Consider the following 18508-nt stretch of genomic DNA (forward strand, 5'->3'; position numbering starts at 1 on the left):
CCCGCTGAAATCTTGCCTATTACCAATGATAAAGAACAATTGGGGACATTAATTATCACCAAACAAGGCATTTTTGACGGCGAAAATCAGGATGATATTGATAAAGCCAATGATATTGAAATTCAGTTGTTGAATTTGGGATTACTACCATTAATTACTGAGGTTTAATCGCTGCTCTTATCAGGGCGGTATTTCACACCCCTTTATTTGGATAATGCGAGGTAATAAATGGCTATTTTATCGACAAAAATAAAGTTGTATTTTGACCTGAAAGAATCTTTGACTCCTCAAGTGGCACTGGCTGATTTGTATAAGATAACACAACAGATTGACCAACTCTTCGGGCGTCAAAAAAACTGGTATTTAACAGGTCATACTCGTAAAGAAGCATTGGAACACCTTGTTTTTGAAGGGGACCACCCGACGGAAAAAGCGGTTCAGGTGTTTGAAGAAAGTTACAAAGAAGATTTTCCTTTTATAGGAAAACAAATCTGGGATGGTGAAGTTGATGACCTTGCCTGTTCCCTATTTTATGAGAACTATCGTATTGATAGACTAGGGCAAACTAAAATAACAATAAGACTCAATATTGACGAAAAGGCGTTTCAATTTTCACGGTTGATTGATTTTATTACCTTTTTAGTTCTCAGCCGTAATGCTCCCTACATTATGGTGGAAACTAACGGCTATACCTTGAAACGAAATCAGGTATTCCCCGACAGGTTAAGTGCAGGTTGGATGATTTATTTACCCTTCGTTATAGACCCCTCATTGTTACCAATGGCAGATGAAATCTTGCCTATTGCCAATGATAAAGAGCAATTGGGCACATTAATCATCACCAAAAAAGGCATTTTTAACGGTGAAAATCAGGACGATATTGATAAAGCCAATGATATTGAAATTCAGTTGTTGAATTTGGGATTACTGCCATTAATTACTGAGGTTTAATCGCTGCCCTTATCAGGGCGGTATTTCACACCCCTTTATTTGGATAGTACGAGGTAATGTATGGCTATTTTATCACCAGAAATAGAGTTGTATTTTGACCGGCAAGAACCCTTAACTCCCGAAATAGTATTGGTTGATTTGTATCGAATTACTCAGCAAATCGATCACTTTTTTGGCCGTCATAAAACCTGGTTTTTGACTGGACACACTCGTAAGGAAGCATTAGAGCATCCTGTTTTTGAAGGACAGCATCCAACGAAAAAAGCAGTTCAGGTATTCGAAAAAAATTACAAAGAAAATTTTCCTTTTATGGGAAAAAGTATTTGGGATGGTGAAGATGATGATCTTGCCTGTTCTCTATTTTATGAGAACTATCGTAGAGACAGGTTAGGACAAATTAAGGTAAGAATGGATCTCAATATTGACGAAAAGGCGTTTCAGTTTTCACGGTTAATTGATTTTATTACCTTTTTAGTTCTCAGCCGTAATGCTCCCTACATTATGGTAGAAACTAACGGTTATACCTTGAAGCAAAATCAGATATTTCCCGACAGGTTAAGTGCTGGGTGGATGATTTATTTACCCTTCGTTATAGATCCCTCATTGTTACCAATGGCAGCTGAAATCTTGCCTATTACCAATGATAAAGAACAATTGGGGACATTAATTATCACCAAACAAGGCATTTTTGACGGCGAAAATCAGGATGATATTGATAAAGCCAATGATATTGAAATTCAGTTGTTGAATTTGGGATTACTGCCATTAATTACTGAGGTTTAACGGCAATGCGTTGTTTTATGTTTTTACATTCAGGCAACGCTACATTACTACTAATCAGGATATTTTATTCCCTATGATGCATTATTTTATTACCATTTATTTCATAGGTAGTGAAATTTAATCCCTGCAAAAAGCTATCATCATGTGAGCTAAAAATAACAATTTTCTCTTCTGCAAGAGAAATCATCAATTCTATTAAAAATGTTATTGAATCTGAGTCAAGGCCATTTGTTGGCTCATCAAAAATATAAACATCTGCATCCGTAATAAAAGCTGAGGTCAATAAGAATTTCTTTTTTGTGCCAAGTGACATTTGCCCATATTCAATACCAGAATATTTAGATATGCCAAAACCATTTAAATAGTAATCTAATTGATGTCTTAGATTATTTTTCCTATAACGTTTGCATAGCTTTATCACATCCATCCCAGTAATAAAGTTATAAAAATCAACATTATCTGATACATAAAAACCATATTTCTGTAAATTAAATCGATATTTTTTCTCCTTTTTTATAAAGTTAACCATTCCTTTTTTAACCTTATTCATACCCGCAATACTTGAAAGAAAAGTCGTTTTACCCGACCCATTCATTCCCGCAATACGGTTCAAGCCAACATAAAAATTACAATTGCTTTCTGAAAAAATAATCTTATCATTAATAATAACTTCCAGTCCAATAACTTCAAGCATAAATAACCCCAAAAAAGCATGTAAAAGAGACAATAACACAGAGAATAATAAGTTTCGTATACTGAGTTCTCAATAAATAAATAAATGAGAGAATAACTGAAAGAAAAATATAGGATATAAACATAATAACTGGAAATGATTTAACCACAAAAAAACAAAAAGCAGAAATTAAAATAGAAAATAAAAACAAAGAAACCAAATAATTATAAAATAAAAATTTTTGCATAGACAAAAAATTAAATAAATATGAAAATCGATTCATTTCAATATATGAGAGATTATAAAACAATAACATGCACATATAGATAACAACACTGAAATATGTTAGTGATATATAATCAGCCTTGGCTGGAATTTGAGAAAACGCACTTTCACATAATATATATAAAATCAGAACAGATAATAACATAATAAATGACGATGTTTTATTTTTATGGAAATGGTATCGTAGGTTTATAATATAAGGTGATAAAAAAAATCCTGATGAGAATAATTTCTTATGTTGATTAATTGTGTGACATGATGCAGAGCTTAAATATAATCTAAACGCTATTAATAAAATAGCCGATGTAAAAATAAAATTATACAATACTCCATTTCTCAATGATGCAGAAAGAATAAAGAATGCAGCAACCAAAATAAAACATAATAAATTTAACTCAAACAAGCAAAATCCAATTACAGCAAAAGAAACAATCAAAAACAACATAGATGAAGAATAATATAAAGAATTAGCATTTCCAGAAAAAAAACCTAAAGAAAAGAAAATAATCATCGGAAAAGCACTATAAATGAAAAAAATGATACTACAAAGAAACAATGTTTTTTTATCTACCAAAGAAACAACAATTGAATTTTTCCTCGCTGTAGGAAAAAACCTTATATTAACCAAATAAAATAACACATAGATTATTAAGGATATGGAAGAGAAATAAAACGATTTGATATAGTTCTCTGGAGTAACAATATTCGAAGACAAGATAATTAAGAACTCAATTACACCACTGGCTTTTGCCGGAAGTAATAAGAAACAAAGAAATATAATGACATTTTTGTTCCCGGACGCAAATTTTTTTATTCTGTCTCTATACTCCAATGCATCAGCTATTATTAAATTCATACAATCCCCTAAAACCAAAATCTAAACAACGTCCTTTATGAGTCTTTCGGAAATTTCGTCCTAGAATGTAAATACAGATAATTACTAAACACAATACATTGACTTTCCCTTAAATGCAATCGGTATTGATTTTCCTTTTGATGTATAAATATATTGATATCCATAAGCATTGAGTAAACCTCTTCCGTACATTTAAAATTATTGAGTAATGGTGAAAACGATATTCCAACTCTATCTTCTATTCTTGAAAATATTCTTTTTTGAAAAAATTTATCATTGTAAAAACGAGAAAGACATTCATCATTAAATAATAATCCAGACTTTTTCCATATTTATTAAAAATAAAAGTTCGCCAAGATAAGGTTTAAAATAATATCATTCGTTAATTTATCACCAATAGATAATCTTATACTATTATCTGTGATCTTTGAATAACCTAATGGGAAAGTATTTATTTTCATCCCATTTTCAATGACTTTATTTTTAAATAAATTAATATTATTAAAACCTCCTGAAAAGAAAATAAAATTATCTTGACTTATAGTTACATGAATATCATTTAGCTTTGATATCTTATCTATCATAACATCTCTATATTTTTTATATTTAGTATATTCGATATATTAATTTTACCTTCATTTATAATATCTAGAACTATCTCAAACAGAACTCAGGGAAATTTATTCAACACAAATTTCCCTCTCAGAAAAATAAAAATCCCAGCTTTCAGGCTATTATTTCCGGTTACTGTTTCTTAACCTGTTGCCACATTTGTTCCATTTCTTCCAATGTCGCCGCTTCTAAGGTTTGGCCTTGGTTCAGGATCAGTTTTTCTACTTCTCTAAATCGGCTCTCAAATTTATTGCATGCTTTTTGCAATGCAATTTCTGGTTTGTATCCGAGATGGCGAGATAAGTTCACAACAGCAAATAACAGATCGCCAATCTCTTCTTCCAGATGCTGTTGATCAACAACCGCCTGATGAGCTTCATCCATCACTTCGTCGATCTCTTCATAAACTTTGTCCAGCACCGGCCCCAAAGTATCCCAGTCAAAACCAACCGCAGCACAACGTTTCTGTATTTTATAAGCTTTCATCAATGCCGGCAGGCTTGCCGGAATGTCATCAAGCACCGAATGTAGATCTTTTTGCGCTCTTTCCTGCGCCTTACTTTTTTCCCAACCACTGATAGCCACATCACCGCTGATATCCTGCTGCTGACCGAAAATATGTGGATGGCGGCGCTCCAGTTTATCGCTAATCGCATTGCAGATATCATCAAAATCAAACAACTGCTGCTCTTTGCCCATTTCAGCATAGAACACCACCTGGAATAACAGATCGCCCAATTCTTCTTTTAGATCAGAAAAATCACCGCGCTCAATGGCATCAATGACTTCATAAGTCTCTTCTAATGTATAAGGCGCGATGGTTTTGAATGTCTGTTGTTTATCCCAAGGGCATCCCTGTTGAGGATGGCGCAACTGCGCCATAATCCCCAGTAACCGTTCTATACCCGTCATCTTTCAAGTTGCCTCTTTGTTGGCTGCACTCGCTCACCCCGGTCACATAGTTCGCTATGCTCCCGGGGATTCGCTCCCTTGCCGTCGCGATGCAGCTTGAAATCCATAGGGTATATAGCAAATGATTTCATTTTTTATCCAAATTTTCCTGCGGTCAGTTGCCATGAAGACGTTTGGCTTCAATAACATCCGGTAACTGATTGATTTTCGCCAAGATCCGCCCCAGTACTTGCAGGTTATAAATCTCAATATTCATATCGATGGTTGCAATCTGCTGTTTTATATCACTGCGGCTACTCACCCCAAGCACGTTCACTTTCTCATTCGCCAAGATCGTGGTGATATCACGCAATAATCCGCTGCGATCGTTCGCAACAACACGCACAATCAGTGAGTAACCACTGGAATAGCTCTCTCCCCAAACCGCATCCACCACCCTTTCCGGCGCATTCGCCTGCAACTCCGCCAACTGTTCACAATCAACCCAATGGATAGAGATTCCCCGACCACGCGTGATAAAGCCGACAATCTCATCGCCGGGAATTGGCTGGCAACAACGGGCAATGTGATGCATCAAATTACCCACACCTTCTACCACAATCCGCCCGTCATCTTTAGCAGAACTACGCTGTGGGTGTGATTTACTCTCTAAATTGCGAAGCGCTTCCCGATCTGCATCCTCTGCGGTGGTTTTCTTGAGTTTGCTTTGTAAGAAATTGACCAATTGGTTAATGCGGATATCACCAACCCCAATTCCCGCCAGTACTTCATCAAGTGTATGGACGTTATAACGGGCAATGAGCAGCTTTTCCGCCTCTTTTAGGCTGATATCCAAGTGTTCCAATTCGTTATCCAGCATCTGACGACCTGCGATAATGTTTTTATCCCGATCCTGTTTGCGGAACCAGTTATGGATTTTCGCCCGACCGCGGCTGGTGGTGACATATCCCAAGTTTGGATTTAACCAATCACGACTTGGGTTCGGATGTTTCTGTGTGATGATTTCAATCTGATCGCCCATTTGTAATTGATAGCTGAATGGCACAATGCGACCACTGATTTTCGCTCCAATACAACGATGCCCCACATCGCTGTGAATATGGTAGGCAAAATCCAGCGGCGTAGAACCGGTAGGGAGATCAATAACATCGCCTTTTGGTGTAAATACATATACCCGATCATCAAACACCTGGCTGCGAACCTCGTCCAGCATCTCACCAGAATCAGCCATCTCTTCCTGCCATGCGATCAGTTTACGCAGCCATGCAATGCGTCCTTCATATCCGGCACGACTGCCCGCCATTGCTCCCTCTTTATATTTCCAGTGGGCGGCTATTCCCAATTCCGCATCTTCATGCATCTGACGGGTACGGATCTGAATTTCCAATGTCTTACCACCCGGGCCAAGCACTACGGTATGAATGGATTGATAACCATTCGGCTTCGGGTTAGCAACATAATCATCAAATTCATCCGGCAAATGACGATAGTGAGTATGTACTATCCCCAATGCCGCGTAACAATCCTGCAAGCGTTCAACCACAATCCGCACAGCCCGAACATCAAACAGCTCATCAAATGCCAGTGATTTTTTCTGCATTTTGCGCCAAATGCTGTAGATATGTTTAGGACGCCCGTATATCTCAGTAGTGACGCCCTCCTTGAGCGTATACTTGCGTAATGTATTGACAAAGTGATCAATATACTGCTCACGATCAATTCGGCGCTCATGCAGTAATTTCGCAATTTTTTTATATTCATCAGGATGAAGATAACGGAAGCAGTAATCCTCAAGCTCCCATTTAAGTTGACCAATGCCTAGTCGGTTAGCGAGCGGCGCATAAATGTTGGAACACTCTTTCGCAGCCAGTACGCGCTCATCTTCAGTCGCCTCTTTAACTTCCCGCAAATGGGCAATCCGCTCTGCCAATTTGATAATGACGCAACGAAAATCTTCCACCATTGCCAGTAGCATCCGGCGAACATTATCAACCTGTACAGAGCAGATTGAATCGTGATGAGTGGCTTTTAACTGGCGAATAGCGTCCATTTCCATAACGCCTTTCACCAGATTGGTAATCACACTGCCAAACGCCTCGGTGACGGTTTGATCGTCAAGTAATTTAGCCTCCACCAACGGGAATAGTAGCGCAGCACACATGCTGTCGCTATCCATACTCAGCATAGATAGGATCTCAACCATCTCTACGCCACGCCATAATAGAAGTTCCGCATCAGGATGATTTTGCGCTTTTTCGTGACAATAACGCCAGGTTTTGGCTAATTTCTCACCCAATTGAAGATTCGCTACATTTAAACTAGCGATCCACCTGTTTACTGCAAACTCTCCCGCAGGGGTTAAATGAGCACTTCTTACCGCAACCATAATCTCTCCCGATTACTTCATAGCTTCTATCCAACCACGACCTAACGACTAAATAGCGCCATTGACTCCAGATGGCCTGTATGCGGAAACATGTCCAGCATCCGCACACTGATAATTTGATAGCCAGCCTCAAGCAGAATCTTACTGTCCCGCGCCAATGTTGTTGGATTACAAGAGACGTAGACCACTTTTTCCGGGGCTAATGCAACAATGTGTGACATGACTCCTGCCGCACCAGCACGCGCCGGATCTAATAAAACCTTGTTAAACCCCAGTTTCGCCCAAGGTTGCTGATGTATGTCGGTTTCCAGGTTCTCATGGCAGAAAGATATGTTATCCAAATTATTTAATCTGGCATTATATTGCCCATTAGCCACCAGCGTGGCAACCCCTTCGACTCCGACCACAGATTGCACTACGCGACCAATAGGTAAGGTAAAATTTCCCATTCCACAGAACAGATCGAGCACCCTGTCATTCGGTTGTAAATCGAGCCACTCTATCGCCTGAGCAACCATTTGTTGGTTCACCTGATCATTAACCTGAATAAAATCTCTTGGACTGAAAACTAGTTTCAGGCCGCCTACTTGATACCAAGGTTCCGGCGGTTGATTCAGGGATTCAAGTGAGGCTTCATCCGCCGCCAGATAGACAGCAACGTTATGTTGCACGGAAAATGTGCATAGTTTCTCTTTATCTTCCTGTTTCAAGGGATCAAGATGGCGCAATATGATCAATGGACCATTATCTGCGAGCACTAGTTCCACATGCCCCAACCGTTTAACCGCTTTCAAGTTATTCAGACACTGAGATAATGGCAGCAATAACTGTTCCAATTCAGGTCGCAAAACAGGGCACTCTTTTATAGCCACTAATTCATTGGATTGATTTTGACGAAATCCCATCACCAGTTGGCGCTGCTTTACTTGATAATGTAAGCCAAGCCTTGCCCGACGCCGATAACCATATTCGGGACCGAGAATCACCGGCTTGGCGGAAACTGTTACACCAGTTTCCCGTCTAATCAGATGTTCGAGGACGCTGGCTTTACTCTCACGTTGTAAATCAAGCGCAACATGTTGTTGCTGACAACCGCCACATACTCCAAAATGCGGGCAACGGGGATTTACCCGATATGGACTGTCAGATAGACGCTTAACCAACTTTGCTTTTGCAAACTGGCGCTTCTCTTCCGTTAGTTGTACCTGTGCTTGTTCACCGGGCAATAATCCGGCGACAAAAATAGTTTTACCCTGATGGCGAGCTACGCCCTGCCCTTGGGCATCCAGATTATCAGCAGTAACTGTGATGATATGTCGATTTACTGTTCGGCGATTGGGGGAATAAAATTGCACCATGATTCTTACGGACTATGAATTATTAAGTTCTTATTTTCCCACAATGGACGATTATGACCAAATATAGCTTACGCACCCGCATGATGAGCCTGATCCTGGTTCCCATTTTACTGGTTGGCATGTTTTTCAGTATCTCATTCCTCTGTTATCACTATCGTGAACTGAAAAATCAAATTGTTCGATCTGGGATCAGTATTATTGAACCCCTTTCCATCGCCAGTGAAATTGGCATAAACCTGCACAACCGTGAACGTGTCAACTCATTGATAACCCGGCTTCATCGCAGAAATTCTGAGATAGTTCGGGCGATTGCCATTTTTAATGATGATAATCAGCTATTTGATATATCAAACTATAAATACAATGCAGCTCAACTACAGATCTCGCCAGATATGCCGCTGCCAACCACCCTGACAAAAACGGAGGTTAAAAATAGTATTATTTTACGCATACCCATTATTTCAGAACACTATTTGTCCCAGAATCAGCAACATGCCGACGCCCCATCTTTACATCCGATTGGTTATATCGCTATTGATCTCGATTTACGGTCCGCTCACTTACAGCAATATAAAGAAATCGTTATTTTTATATTACTATTACTCATCTGCCTCGGTTGGGCATCGCTGTTCGCCTACCATTTGGTTCGTAAGATCACCAAGCCTATCAGCGATATCGTCAGTACTGTCGATAGAATTCGCCAAGGACAATTAAATAGCCGTGTCAATGGGAAATATTTTGGTGAATTGGATACACTGAAAAATGGCATTAACGCAATGGCCAAATCGCTTTCCAGCTATAAAGAAGAGATGCAAAACGATATTTATCAGGCAACGTCAGATCTTCGGGCAACAATGGAGCAATTCGAAATTCAGAATGTTGAGCTGGCAATAGCGAAAAAACGCGCTCAAGAAGCAGCCAGAATAAAAACGGAATTTCTGGCAAACATGTCTCATGAATTACGCACACCACTTAATGGCGTCATTGGCTTCACCCGCCAAGCATTGAAAACACCTTTAACAATACAGCAAACTGAATATCTGTATATTATCGAGCGTTCCGCTAATCATCTACTGAACATTATCAATGATATACTGGATTTTTCACGGCTTGAAGCGGATAAATTGGTATTGGAAAACATTCCATTCCTGCTACAAGATACGATTGATGAAGTTATGGTGTTACTGACACTCAGCGCCAAAAGTAAGAATATTCAGCTAACTCACCATGTTGATCCCCAAATACCGAATCTGGTCGTAGGCGACCCTACACGCCTCCAGCAAATATTCACCAATATCATCGGTAACGCGATTAAATTCACTGACCAAGGTTCTGTGGAGATAAATATCAATCTGCTACAACAGAAGCACCATAAAATTAATTTAGAGATTACGGTCAGCGATACAGGTATTGGTATCAGCCCTGAACAGCAACCTCATCTATTTCAGGCTTTTCATCAAGCAAATGCCAGCATTTCCCGCCGTTATGGCGGCACCGGCCTCGGTCTGGTTATTACACGGAAACTGATCCAAGAAATGGGCGGAAATATCAGTTTTACCAGTGAGCCGAAAAAAGGTTCTGTTTTCCGTTTTGATTTATGGCTAGGAAAAAACGATTTCATTCTAACCGGCTCGGTTGTGCCACAAAAGACGCTTATCCATCCCCCACGTTTACCGATGACCGTCATGGCCGTTGACGATAATCCAGCTAACCTCAAACTAATAGGCTCATTACTGGAAGAAATCGTGGAAAAAACCGTGCTATGTAGCAGTGGAGAAGAAGCTTTGCAGTCAGTAACCGCTCACCATTTTGATGTTATTCTGATGGATATTCATATGCCAGGTATGGATGGCATCTGTGCTTCCGACCGCATCCACCAGCTACCGCAACACCGCAGTACGCCGATCATTGCGGTTACAGCCTATACTTGCCGACCAAAGAGCGATACAGATCAATCGCCATTTGAGGATTTCCTGACCAAACCTCTTGATGAAGATCGCCTGAGATCGATGTTAAATCGCTACGTCAAAATGCCAAAATCACAACATATTAACTGGTCATTAGCGTTACAACAGGCAATTGGAAAAGAACAGCTAGCTATGGACATGCTGCAAATGTTGGTAGATTTACTACCAACGATTAAAACAATCACAGAAAAAGTTTTATCAGGGGAAACGGTGGAAGATTATCAGCAGCAGATCCATAAACTACACGGTAGCTGCTGTTATAGCGGCGTGCCGCAACTTAAAGCCCTCTGCCAATTAATTGAACAACAATTACAACAAGGCGTTCAATTAACAGATATAGAACCCGAATTGTTGGAACTAGCAGATGAAATTGATCATGTCCTTACCGCCGCTAAAAAAATATTGAGTAGCGGCGAGAACATCAATTGCACACAATAAATTTGCGATACTCTTCATAAGCATAATTATCTGTCATGCCACTGATGTAATCCTGAATAAGACGAGCGCGATAATAGAACTCCATCAGCTCTTTTTCAGCTTGATCAGTGGCAACAATTTTCTCCACAGCTTCACCATAAGCGAGACGATGCTTAGTGGAAAGTTTGTGTAGCAGCCGGGTTTCCATGAAATAATCTTTGTGGAAATTGTTTTGGTTCAGTTCCATAAAATGCTGACGGGGCATTTTCAATAACGGATAATAAAAATCCAATAACCCATTGATGATTCGGTATCCCTGCAACTCTAATTTTTCAATCTCTGGATGATTAAACACTCTCTTACAAGCAATGTTTTTCAATGTTCTAAGCAACCGATGCTCCTCGCTCTTATCTTCAAGTAGCGCTTGATTAAATGAACCCTCAAAAACAGCCGGCAGATGATCAATAAAACGACGAGCAGTGTAAGGCACAAGTTTGCCGGTAATATAAACCCGCAGATACATAAAAAATTGGTCCTGCTGACTTCGACGTAATTCATTACCGTGAATTCCCTTGTACGCCTTTCTGACCGTTACGTCGAATAGATCCCCGGTCCGATGACCGCCATTTTCTTGCCACTCCTGTTCCAAATATCCCATCAGGGTATCGACGTTGAAAATCGCTTTTTCAACAGCATCATCCAAATCAGCAATGCAATAAGAGATATCATCTGCGGCTTCCATAATATAAGTCAGTGGGAAGCGACAAAATTCACCCATTTTAAGCTCACGGCGTAATTCGCGCACAAAATGCGCTTCCGACCAATAAAAACCCGGTTTTTTCATCAAGTAATTAAATTGATTTGGTGTTTCTTCAAGACGAAAAGCAGGACAAGTATATTTTAGAATACAGCCAACTTGGGCATAAGTCAGATTGAGTTTTAATAAGCTATGCACCATTCGGATAGCTTGAGCATTCCCTTCAAACTGACACAGATCTTTACGCAACTGGCGACGAAAGCGATCTTTTTTCACATCGCCACACAAACGCAATGCGGATATTTCACATTGATCTTCCCGCTTAATATTTTCCAGGGAAAAATTAAGGTCGAGTTTTCTGGCAAACCAATCTTTAATTGCCGCTTCACCAAAATGACCAAATGGCGGATTACCAATATCGTGCATTAAACAAGCCATTTCAATCAAACTTTCAAATGATAATAGCCGTTTGTCCAGCCCGTAATCGGCCAGCAAATTACGCGTTCTCAATTCATTAATAATCGTTTTTGAAATATGGCGTCCAACCTGTTGCACTTCTAATGAATGCGTCAAGCGACTGCGGACAGCGGCATTATTTTCCAGCGGAAAAACCTGTGTTTTCTGCTGTAAACGGCGAATAGCCGCTGAATTCATAATCCGCCCACGATCGCTTTCAAACTGGCGAATAACCTGTTCTTCATCATTAGGATCAATATGATACTGACGGTATTTACGCTGATAGTTAAGCTTCTGACTAAAGTCTATCCCGGACATTTATCCCCCGACTTGTGAGATAGCACTGTTTTACATCACAGATTATCTGATTGTTCCGAATTCAATGTTAAACTCAAACACGAGATGATTTTATATGATTAATTAATCAACAGCGAGTATGACATCATGAAAGTAGGCGTGATAGGTGCTATGGAGCAAGAAGTGACTTTACTGCGCGATCAAATTGAAGATTGCCAAACACTGTCACGAGGTGGTTGCGAAATCTATACCGGTAAGCTCAACGGCGTGGAGATCGCACTGTTAAAATCCGGTATTGGTAAAGTTTCTGCCGCAATTGGTACAACTTTGCTGCTTGAACATTGTCAACCTGATGTGATTATTAACACTGGATCAGCCGGCGGCCTTGATCCGAAGCTACAAGTCGGTGATATCGTGGTATCCAGCGAAGTTCGCTATCATGACGCTGATGTCACCGCGTTTGGTTATGAACCCGGTCAAATGGCGCAATGTCCTCCGGCTTTTGTGGCGGATGACCAACTCATTGCTCTGGCGGAAGAGTGTATTCGTTCACTGAATCTGAACGCAGTACATGGACTGATTTGCAGCGGTGATGCCTTTATTAATGGCGCGGAACCACTGGCGCGTATCCGGGCGACGTTCCCACAAGTGACCGCGGTAGAAATGGAAGCCGCAGCGATAGGGCATGTCTGCCACCAATACAACACTCCGTTTGTCGTTGTGCGTGCTATCTCCGATGTGGCAGATAAAGAATCTCATATCAGCTTTGATGAATTTCTTGCCGTGGCAGCCCGTCAATCTACATTGATGGTCAACGCAATGCTGACAACGCTGAGTAAAGATAAATAATATATTACTGACACGCCCTGATTAATATTTTCGGGCGTGTTTGCCGGCAACATATTTCATGTTTTAAAGAGCGCACATCGATGAAATGGATAAAAAGCACGGGTTCAATTGGATTATTGCTTTTACTGTTTCTCGGTAGTTTCAGCCATTTTCTGTATGCCACTCCCTTACGAGTAATCAGTTTATCTCCGTCAACCACTGAATTAGCCTACGCCGCCGGGTTAGGTGACAATCTAATTGCCGCCAGCGCCTACTCTGATTATCCCCCTCAAGCCCGTAAACTTGAGCAAGTGGCTAACTGGCAAGGCGTCAATCTGGAACGCATAATTACTCTTAAACCTGATCTGATTCTGGCATGGCGCGGAGGTAATCCCCAACGTCCACTGGAACAACTTGCTGCTTTTGGCATTAAAATCTTTTATTCCGATCCCTCCACCACCGAACAGATAGCGCAGGATTTAGAACGGCTCGCTGAATATAGTCCTCACCCAGAAAAAGCAAAAAAATCCGCGACTGAACTTCGTCAACGATTTGCCAATTTGCAACAAAAATATGCCGCTACTACAACCCCCAAACCGGTCTTTTTACAATTCGGCGCTTATCCTCTGTTTACCGCTTCAGGACATACCCTGCAAAGCGAAGTGCTTTCAATTTGTGGCGGCAGAAATATTTTTGCCGACAGCCCCGTCCCTTGGCCCCAAGTCAGTCGGGAACAAGTACTCATCAGGAAACCTGAGATAATTGTTATCAGCGGCGGGCAGGAACAGGTCAGATTAATTGAAAATTTCTGGCATCCACAATTGCGGGCCAAAGTGATTACATTACATGAAGATTGGTTTCACCGCGCGGGACCGCGCATCATTCTGGCAGCCGAACAGCTATGCCGGCAATTGAACGATGATGGTTCCTGATAAATCAGAATCAGTTAAAGGATGACAGGAATATCCCGCAAACAGGTCATGTTATATTCACAGACCTACCGCGGGAAATCGCCCGGAATTAGATACTGAAAGAAGAACCGCAACCGCAGGTTGTCTTCGCATTAGGGTTGGTGACGATAAAACGTGAACCTTCCAAACCTTCGGTATAATCCACACAACCACCTACCAAATATTGCAGGCTCATCGGATCAACAACCAACTCCACCCCCTGCTTCTCAATGGTCATATCACCTTCATTTATTTGATCATCAAAGGTAAAACCATACTGGAAGCCACTGCATCCTCCACCGGTGATATAAACCCGTAAACGCAAGTTTGGGTTTTCTTCATCCGAAACCAAGATTTTCACTTTGTTAGCGGCAGCATCCGTAAACTGCAAAGGTAATGCGATATCATCGCTCATCATTTTTACTCCAGACTGGAACCCGGCAAAGATATTTAGAAGACAACAAAAATCTGCCGATCATTAATAACTCGGATTATCCAATACCTGATTGGTTCGTTCAAGTTTTGTCATTTTGACAACACACCAACCGCCAAAAAATTATCACACCTGTAGCTTACTATTGCCAGCCTGTTACGATAGCCCCAAAGGACATTAAGCCGTCACTATAGTTAAATCCTTAGTCAATCAATTAGCAATAAGAAGGAAAAATATTGATTTATCATCATGATTAGTTACTTTATTGAATATTTTTCAAAGTAATCACATGGAGTTCCTATGCGAAAAATGTTACCACTGATGCTTGTTGCCGCGCTGGCAAGCTGTGCTACTCATAGCAAACAAGCCGATATTGACAGCTATACCGCGAAAAAAATTAATGAAGTTATAGACAACCAGGTAAAACCGGGAAATAAAGATAATCCAGGTGAAATAATAAAAAACGTCTCTTATCAATTACTGGGCACACCTTATGCCGCAAACAAACTTATTGGTTCCCCGACTGAACCCGAAAAATTAGTGATAGATTTTAGCGGGTTAGACTGTTTTACTTTCCTTGATTATGTAGAATCGCTAAGGAAATCCAGCGACCAAAATGATTTTGTAAAAAATCTCATCCAGACAAGATATATCGACGGAAAGATTAGCTTTTTGCAAAGAAAACACTTCTTTACAGATTGGTCAACCAGAGAAAAATTAAATGCCAAAGATGTAACAGATGAAATAAGTTCTTCTTACATAACAATCACAAAAAACCTGAATAAAAAGGCTGATGGTAGCGAATATATCCCCAGACTGGGTGTCACCAAAAGAGAGATCAAATATATTCCAGGTGATAAGGTCAATGATGCCGTTATTAAGAACTTAAAAACGGGCGATTATATTGGGATATATACCCATCTTGCCGGGCTGGATGTCACACATACCGGGATTTTTATTATGACGGATCATGGCCCAATGCTGAGGAATGCATCCTCACTTGCTGCGAATAAAAAAGTTGTCGATTCACCATTTCTTGATTACGTAAAGAATAAACCCGGAATTATCGTTCTAAGAGCATTATAATCCGTGGGGCAAACGGCAAATCCACTTAAAACTAGATTCAGGAGCCTTTCATGAGCCAATCCGACATCCTCTATTCTCAGGCAAAGCAACTTATTCCCGGCGGCGTCAACTCTCCGGTACGTGCATTTAATGGCGTTGGCGGTACTCCGCTGTTTATCAAACATGCTGATGGCGCTTATCTCTATGATGTTGATGGTAAAGCCTATATCGATTATGTCGGTTCCTGGGGGCCAATGGTGCTGGGACATAACCACAGCGCTATCCGCAATGCCGTTATCAAAGCCGCAGAACAAGGGTTGAGTTTTGGCGCCCCCACTGCCGCCGAAGTGGAAATGGCGCAATTGGTGACTGAACTGGTGCCATCGATGGATATGGTGCGCATGGTTAACTCAGGCACCGAGGCGACCATGAGTGCTATCCGTCTGGCTCGTGGTTATACCAACCGCGATAAGATCATCAAATTCGAAGGTTGCTATCACGGCCACGCTGATTGTTTGCTGGTGAAAGCCGGTTCTGGCGCGTTGACCATCGGCCAACCAAACTCGCCAGGGGTTCCGGTTGATTTCGTTAAACATACACTGACCTGTACCTATAACGACTTAAATTCAGTCAGAAAAGCGTTTGAACAATATCCCGAAGAGATCGCCTGTATTATTGTCGAACCTGTCGCCGGTAATATGAACTGCGTACCGCCACAACCAGAATTCCTACCCGGTCTACGCGCGTTGTGTGATGAGTTCGGTGCTTTGTTGATTATCGATGAAGTGATGACCGGTTTTCGCGTCGCCCTATCCGGCGCACAATCTTATTACGGTGTCGAACCCGATATAACTTGCCTTGGCAAAATCATTGGCGGCGGTATGCCCGTTGGCGCTTTCGGCGGGCGTTATGAAGTGATGGAGAAATTAGCGCCAATTGGCCCTGTTTATCAGGCAGGAACCCTATCCGGCAACCCGATTGCAATGGCGGCCGGCCTTGCTTGTCTAAAAGAAGTGTCTCAACCCGGCGTTCATCAACGCCTGACTGAACTAACAGATAATCTGGCTGCTGGCCTGACGAAAGCAGCAAAAGAGGCTGGCATTCCTTTGGTAATCAACCATGTTGGCGGGATGTTCGGTATTTTCTTTACTGATGCAGAAACCGTCACTTGCTATCAGGATGTGATGAATTGCGATATTGAGCGCTTTAAACATTTCTTCCACCTGATGCTTGATGAAGGGGTTTATTTAGCGCCTTCCGCATTCGAAGCGGGTTTTATGTCTATTGCTCATACCGATGAAGATATTCAGCGTACTGTTGACGCGGCCGCCCGCTGCTTTGCTAAGTTGAAGTAATTTCTTTGTTTTCAAATAATAGCGCCGTATTTTTACGGCGCTCACTCTTTCCATCCTTCGAATGGGTCACAAGATTGTTCTTGCTGACACCGCTCTTCTTTACTCAGAAAATCATTGGGTATAGTTGTTCCCTTCAATGCCGCAAAAAATCCGCCCCAGTCGTGTGGTTTACAGGATAGTATTACATCTCCTGTCTTAGGATCTTTTCGAATAAAAACTTTATCAGAATCAAACCGATAAGCTGCCGGCAGGCGTACCGCTTGACTCTTCCCATCCATAAACAATTTAGCTTTATGGCTCATACAACCTCTTGATATTGACTGGAATATCCCAAATCCTATCACAGATCTTGATACATAAATCAAAAGAGATTTGACAATCATAAACTGATAAATCAATTTGATGTAACACTCACCGCTACGATTGCTACTGAAATATCGTAACTTGAATCATAGGCTCAGCGCCGTTTTAGTGGATGTATAATTAAGCTAGAAGCTGAAGGGAACAAGTTGAGGTATCCGACTACAGAGCCGCTAAGAGACGGGCTATTTCAACTGAGAGTAGGCAACAAAGACATCACCAGAACAATTTTTGCTTATGCCAAGGGAAGAAGAATTTATATACTTCGCACATTTATAAAGAAAACCCCGAAGACTCCACCGGCAGAAATCAAACTAGCATTACAAAGATTAGAGGAAATGACAGATGAAAGTTAAGGGTATTCCATTTTCAGAAGTGAAGGCGCAAGCCCTCTCATCCCCCAAAGCTCAAGCCGCTTATGAAGCAGCTAAACAGGAAGAAAAACTCTACGAACTAATCCAAAGCATGAAACAGAAAGCAGGTATTAATAGTTCACAGTTAGCCGAACGACTAGGAATTACCCCACCGGCAGTAGCTAAGGTTGAAAAAAACCCAATGAAAGCAAGTATTGCAACACTTGAACGCTATGCAGCAGCTTGTGGAGTAAACCTCAAAATTACTATCGCATAATACGTTAATCCCAATACCTGATATCTTAATCAAACTTTATGGTAAAGATATCGGGTAATCTGACCAAAGTTATAAACATTATCTGGGGATTGCTCAGGCACAACAGATAAAATTACCTATGTCAGCTTTATTAATATTACTTTCTATGTGAGAAACTATCAGCAACTTAACTCCTAT

The 18508-nt window shown here is 40.9% G+C and carries 17 protein-coding genes and 1 pseudogene; 9 read left to right on the forward strand and 9 right to left on the reverse strand.

Translation table 11 applies throughout. The features are described 5' to 3' along the window. The first annotated feature begins 228 nt into the window (after positions 1-228). Both EAE92_RS13390 and EAE92_RS13395 read left to right on the forward strand, forming a co-directional pair. On the forward strand, positions 229-951 hold the full coding sequence (locus EAE92_RS13390) for an Imm52 family immunity protein (RefSeq protein ID WP_214068434.1): 723 nt from the start codon (positions 229-231) through the stop codon (positions 949-951). Positions 952-1011: 60 nt separating this feature from the next. Next, positions 1012-1734, forward strand: a complete 723-nt coding sequence (locus tag EAE92_RS13395; RefSeq protein ID WP_214068435.1) for an Imm52 family immunity protein — start codon at positions 1012-1014, stop codon at positions 1732-1734. Between the two features lie 64 nt (positions 1735-1798). Here EAE92_RS13395 and EAE92_RS13400 read toward each other — a convergent pair whose 3' ends face one another. The 6 genes from EAE92_RS13400 to rlmD form a co-directional block, all read right to left on the reverse strand. Beyond that, positions 1799-2428 carry an AAA family ATPase gene (locus EAE92_RS13400; RefSeq protein WP_214068436.1) on the reverse strand — a complete coding sequence of 210 codons (630 nt, stop codon included), beginning with the start codon at positions 2426-2428 and terminating at the stop codon, positions 1799-1801. Positions 2429-3583: 1155 nt separating this feature from the next. Further along, positions 3584-3880, reverse strand: a complete 297-nt coding sequence (locus tag EAE92_RS25405; protein ID WP_422616058.1) for a TauD/TfdA family dioxygenase — start codon at positions 3878-3880, stop codon at positions 3584-3586. A 3-nt stretch (positions 3881-3883) separates the two neighbouring features. After that, complete coding sequence (locus EAE92_RS13410; RefSeq protein WP_214068438.1) at positions 3884-4132, reverse strand: hypothetical protein; 249 nt, start codon at positions 4130-4132, stop codon at positions 3884-3886. A gap of 160 nt (positions 4133-4292) precedes the next feature. After that, entirely contained in the window at positions 4293-5072 is a 780-nt protein-coding gene (gene mazG, locus EAE92_RS13415) for a nucleoside triphosphate pyrophosphohydrolase (protein ID WP_214068439.1), read from the reverse strand. A 154-nt stretch (positions 5073-5226) separates the two neighbouring features. Next, positions 5227-7458: a GTP diphosphokinase gene (gene relA / locus EAE92_RS13420; RefSeq protein ID WP_214068440.1), complete on the reverse strand. Its 2232-nt coding sequence runs from the start codon at positions 7456-7458 to the stop codon at positions 5227-5229. 41 nt (positions 7459-7499) lie between these two features. Then, positions 7500-8816: a 23S rRNA (uracil(1939)-C(5))-methyltransferase RlmD gene (gene rlmD, locus EAE92_RS13425; protein ID WP_214068441.1), complete on the reverse strand. Its 1317-nt coding sequence runs from the start codon at positions 8814-8816 to the stop codon at positions 7500-7502. 53 nt (positions 8817-8869) lie between these two features. Between rlmD and EAE92_RS13430 the strand changes: the two genes are divergently transcribed. Continuing rightward, positions 8870-11221, forward strand: a complete 2352-nt coding sequence (locus EAE92_RS13430; protein WP_214068442.1) for an ATP-binding protein — start codon at positions 8870-8872, stop codon at positions 11219-11221. Here EAE92_RS13430 and dgt read toward each other — a convergent pair. Further along, positions 11205-12731 (reverse strand): dGTPase, encoded by a 1527-nt coding sequence (gene dgt / locus EAE92_RS13435; protein ID WP_214068443.1) that lies wholly within the window; start codon positions 12729-12731, stop codon positions 11205-11207. The two genes, EAE92_RS13430 and dgt, sit on opposite strands and share 17 nt — an antisense overlap. Positions 12732-12857: 126 nt before the next feature. Between dgt and mtnN the strand changes: the two genes are divergently transcribed. Beyond that, a complete protein-coding gene (gene mtnN, locus EAE92_RS13440) occupies positions 12858-13559 on the forward strand; it encodes a 5'-methylthioadenosine/S-adenosylhomocysteine nucleosidase (protein ID WP_046395634.1) in 702 nt (233 codons plus the stop codon). An 80-nt stretch (positions 13560-13639) separates the two neighbouring features. Further along, positions 13640-14470, forward strand: coding sequence for a vitamin B12 ABC transporter substrate-binding protein BtuF (btuF, locus tag EAE92_RS13445; RefSeq protein WP_246545196.1), 831 nt, complete (start codon positions 13640-13642; stop codon positions 14468-14470). Positions 14471-14558: 88 nt separating this feature from the next. Here the strand turns inward: btuF and erpA are convergent, their stop codons facing one another. After that, the gene (gene erpA / locus EAE92_RS13450; protein WP_036781943.1) at positions 14559-14903 is read right to left on the reverse strand and encodes an iron-sulfur cluster insertion protein ErpA; all 345 of its coding nucleotides are present in this window, start codon (positions 14901-14903) and stop codon (positions 14559-14561) included. Positions 14904-15221: 318 nt separating this feature from the next. Here erpA and EAE92_RS13455 point away from each other — a divergent pair, with 318 nt between their 5' ends. Together EAE92_RS13455 and hemL are read left to right on the forward strand one after the other, a co-directional pair. Then, positions 15222-16007, forward strand: a complete 786-nt coding sequence (locus tag EAE92_RS13455; RefSeq protein WP_214068444.1) for a DUF1460 domain-containing protein — start codon at positions 15222-15224, stop codon at positions 16005-16007. 50 nt (positions 16008-16057) lie between these two features. After that, entirely contained in the window at positions 16058-17341 is a 1284-nt protein-coding gene (hemL, locus tag EAE92_RS13460) for a glutamate-1-semialdehyde 2,1-aminomutase (RefSeq protein ID WP_036808175.1), read from the forward strand. Positions 17342-17382: 41 nt separating this feature from the next. On the opposite strand, the gene EAE92_RS13465 is transcribed toward hemL, so the two are convergent. After that, the gene (locus tag EAE92_RS13465; RefSeq protein ID WP_214068445.1) at positions 17383-17643 is read right to left on the reverse strand and encodes an antitoxin; all 261 of its coding nucleotides are present in this window, start codon (positions 17641-17643) and stop codon (positions 17383-17385) included. Between the two features lie 168 nt (positions 17644-17811). Here EAE92_RS13465 and EAE92_RS13470 point away from each other — a divergent pair. Together EAE92_RS13470 and EAE92_RS13475 are read left to right on the forward strand one after the other, a co-directional pair. Then, positions 17812-18057: pseudogene (locus EAE92_RS13470) on the forward strand (type II toxin-antitoxin system RelE/ParE family toxin); the annotation flags it as partial. Further along, positions 18047-18331: a helix-turn-helix domain-containing protein gene (locus EAE92_RS13475; RefSeq protein WP_065389623.1), complete on the forward strand. Its 285-nt coding sequence runs from the start codon at positions 18047-18049 to the stop codon at positions 18329-18331. The pseudogene EAE92_RS13470 and the gene EAE92_RS13475, both read left to right, overlap by 11 nt. Positions 18332-18508 lie beyond the last annotated feature (177 nt).

Origin of the sequence: Photorhabdus hainanensis (genome assembly GCF_018448965.1) — a bacterium.
Classification (GTDB): Bacteria; Pseudomonadota; Gammaproteobacteria; order Enterobacterales; family Enterobacteriaceae; genus Photorhabdus; species Photorhabdus akhurstii.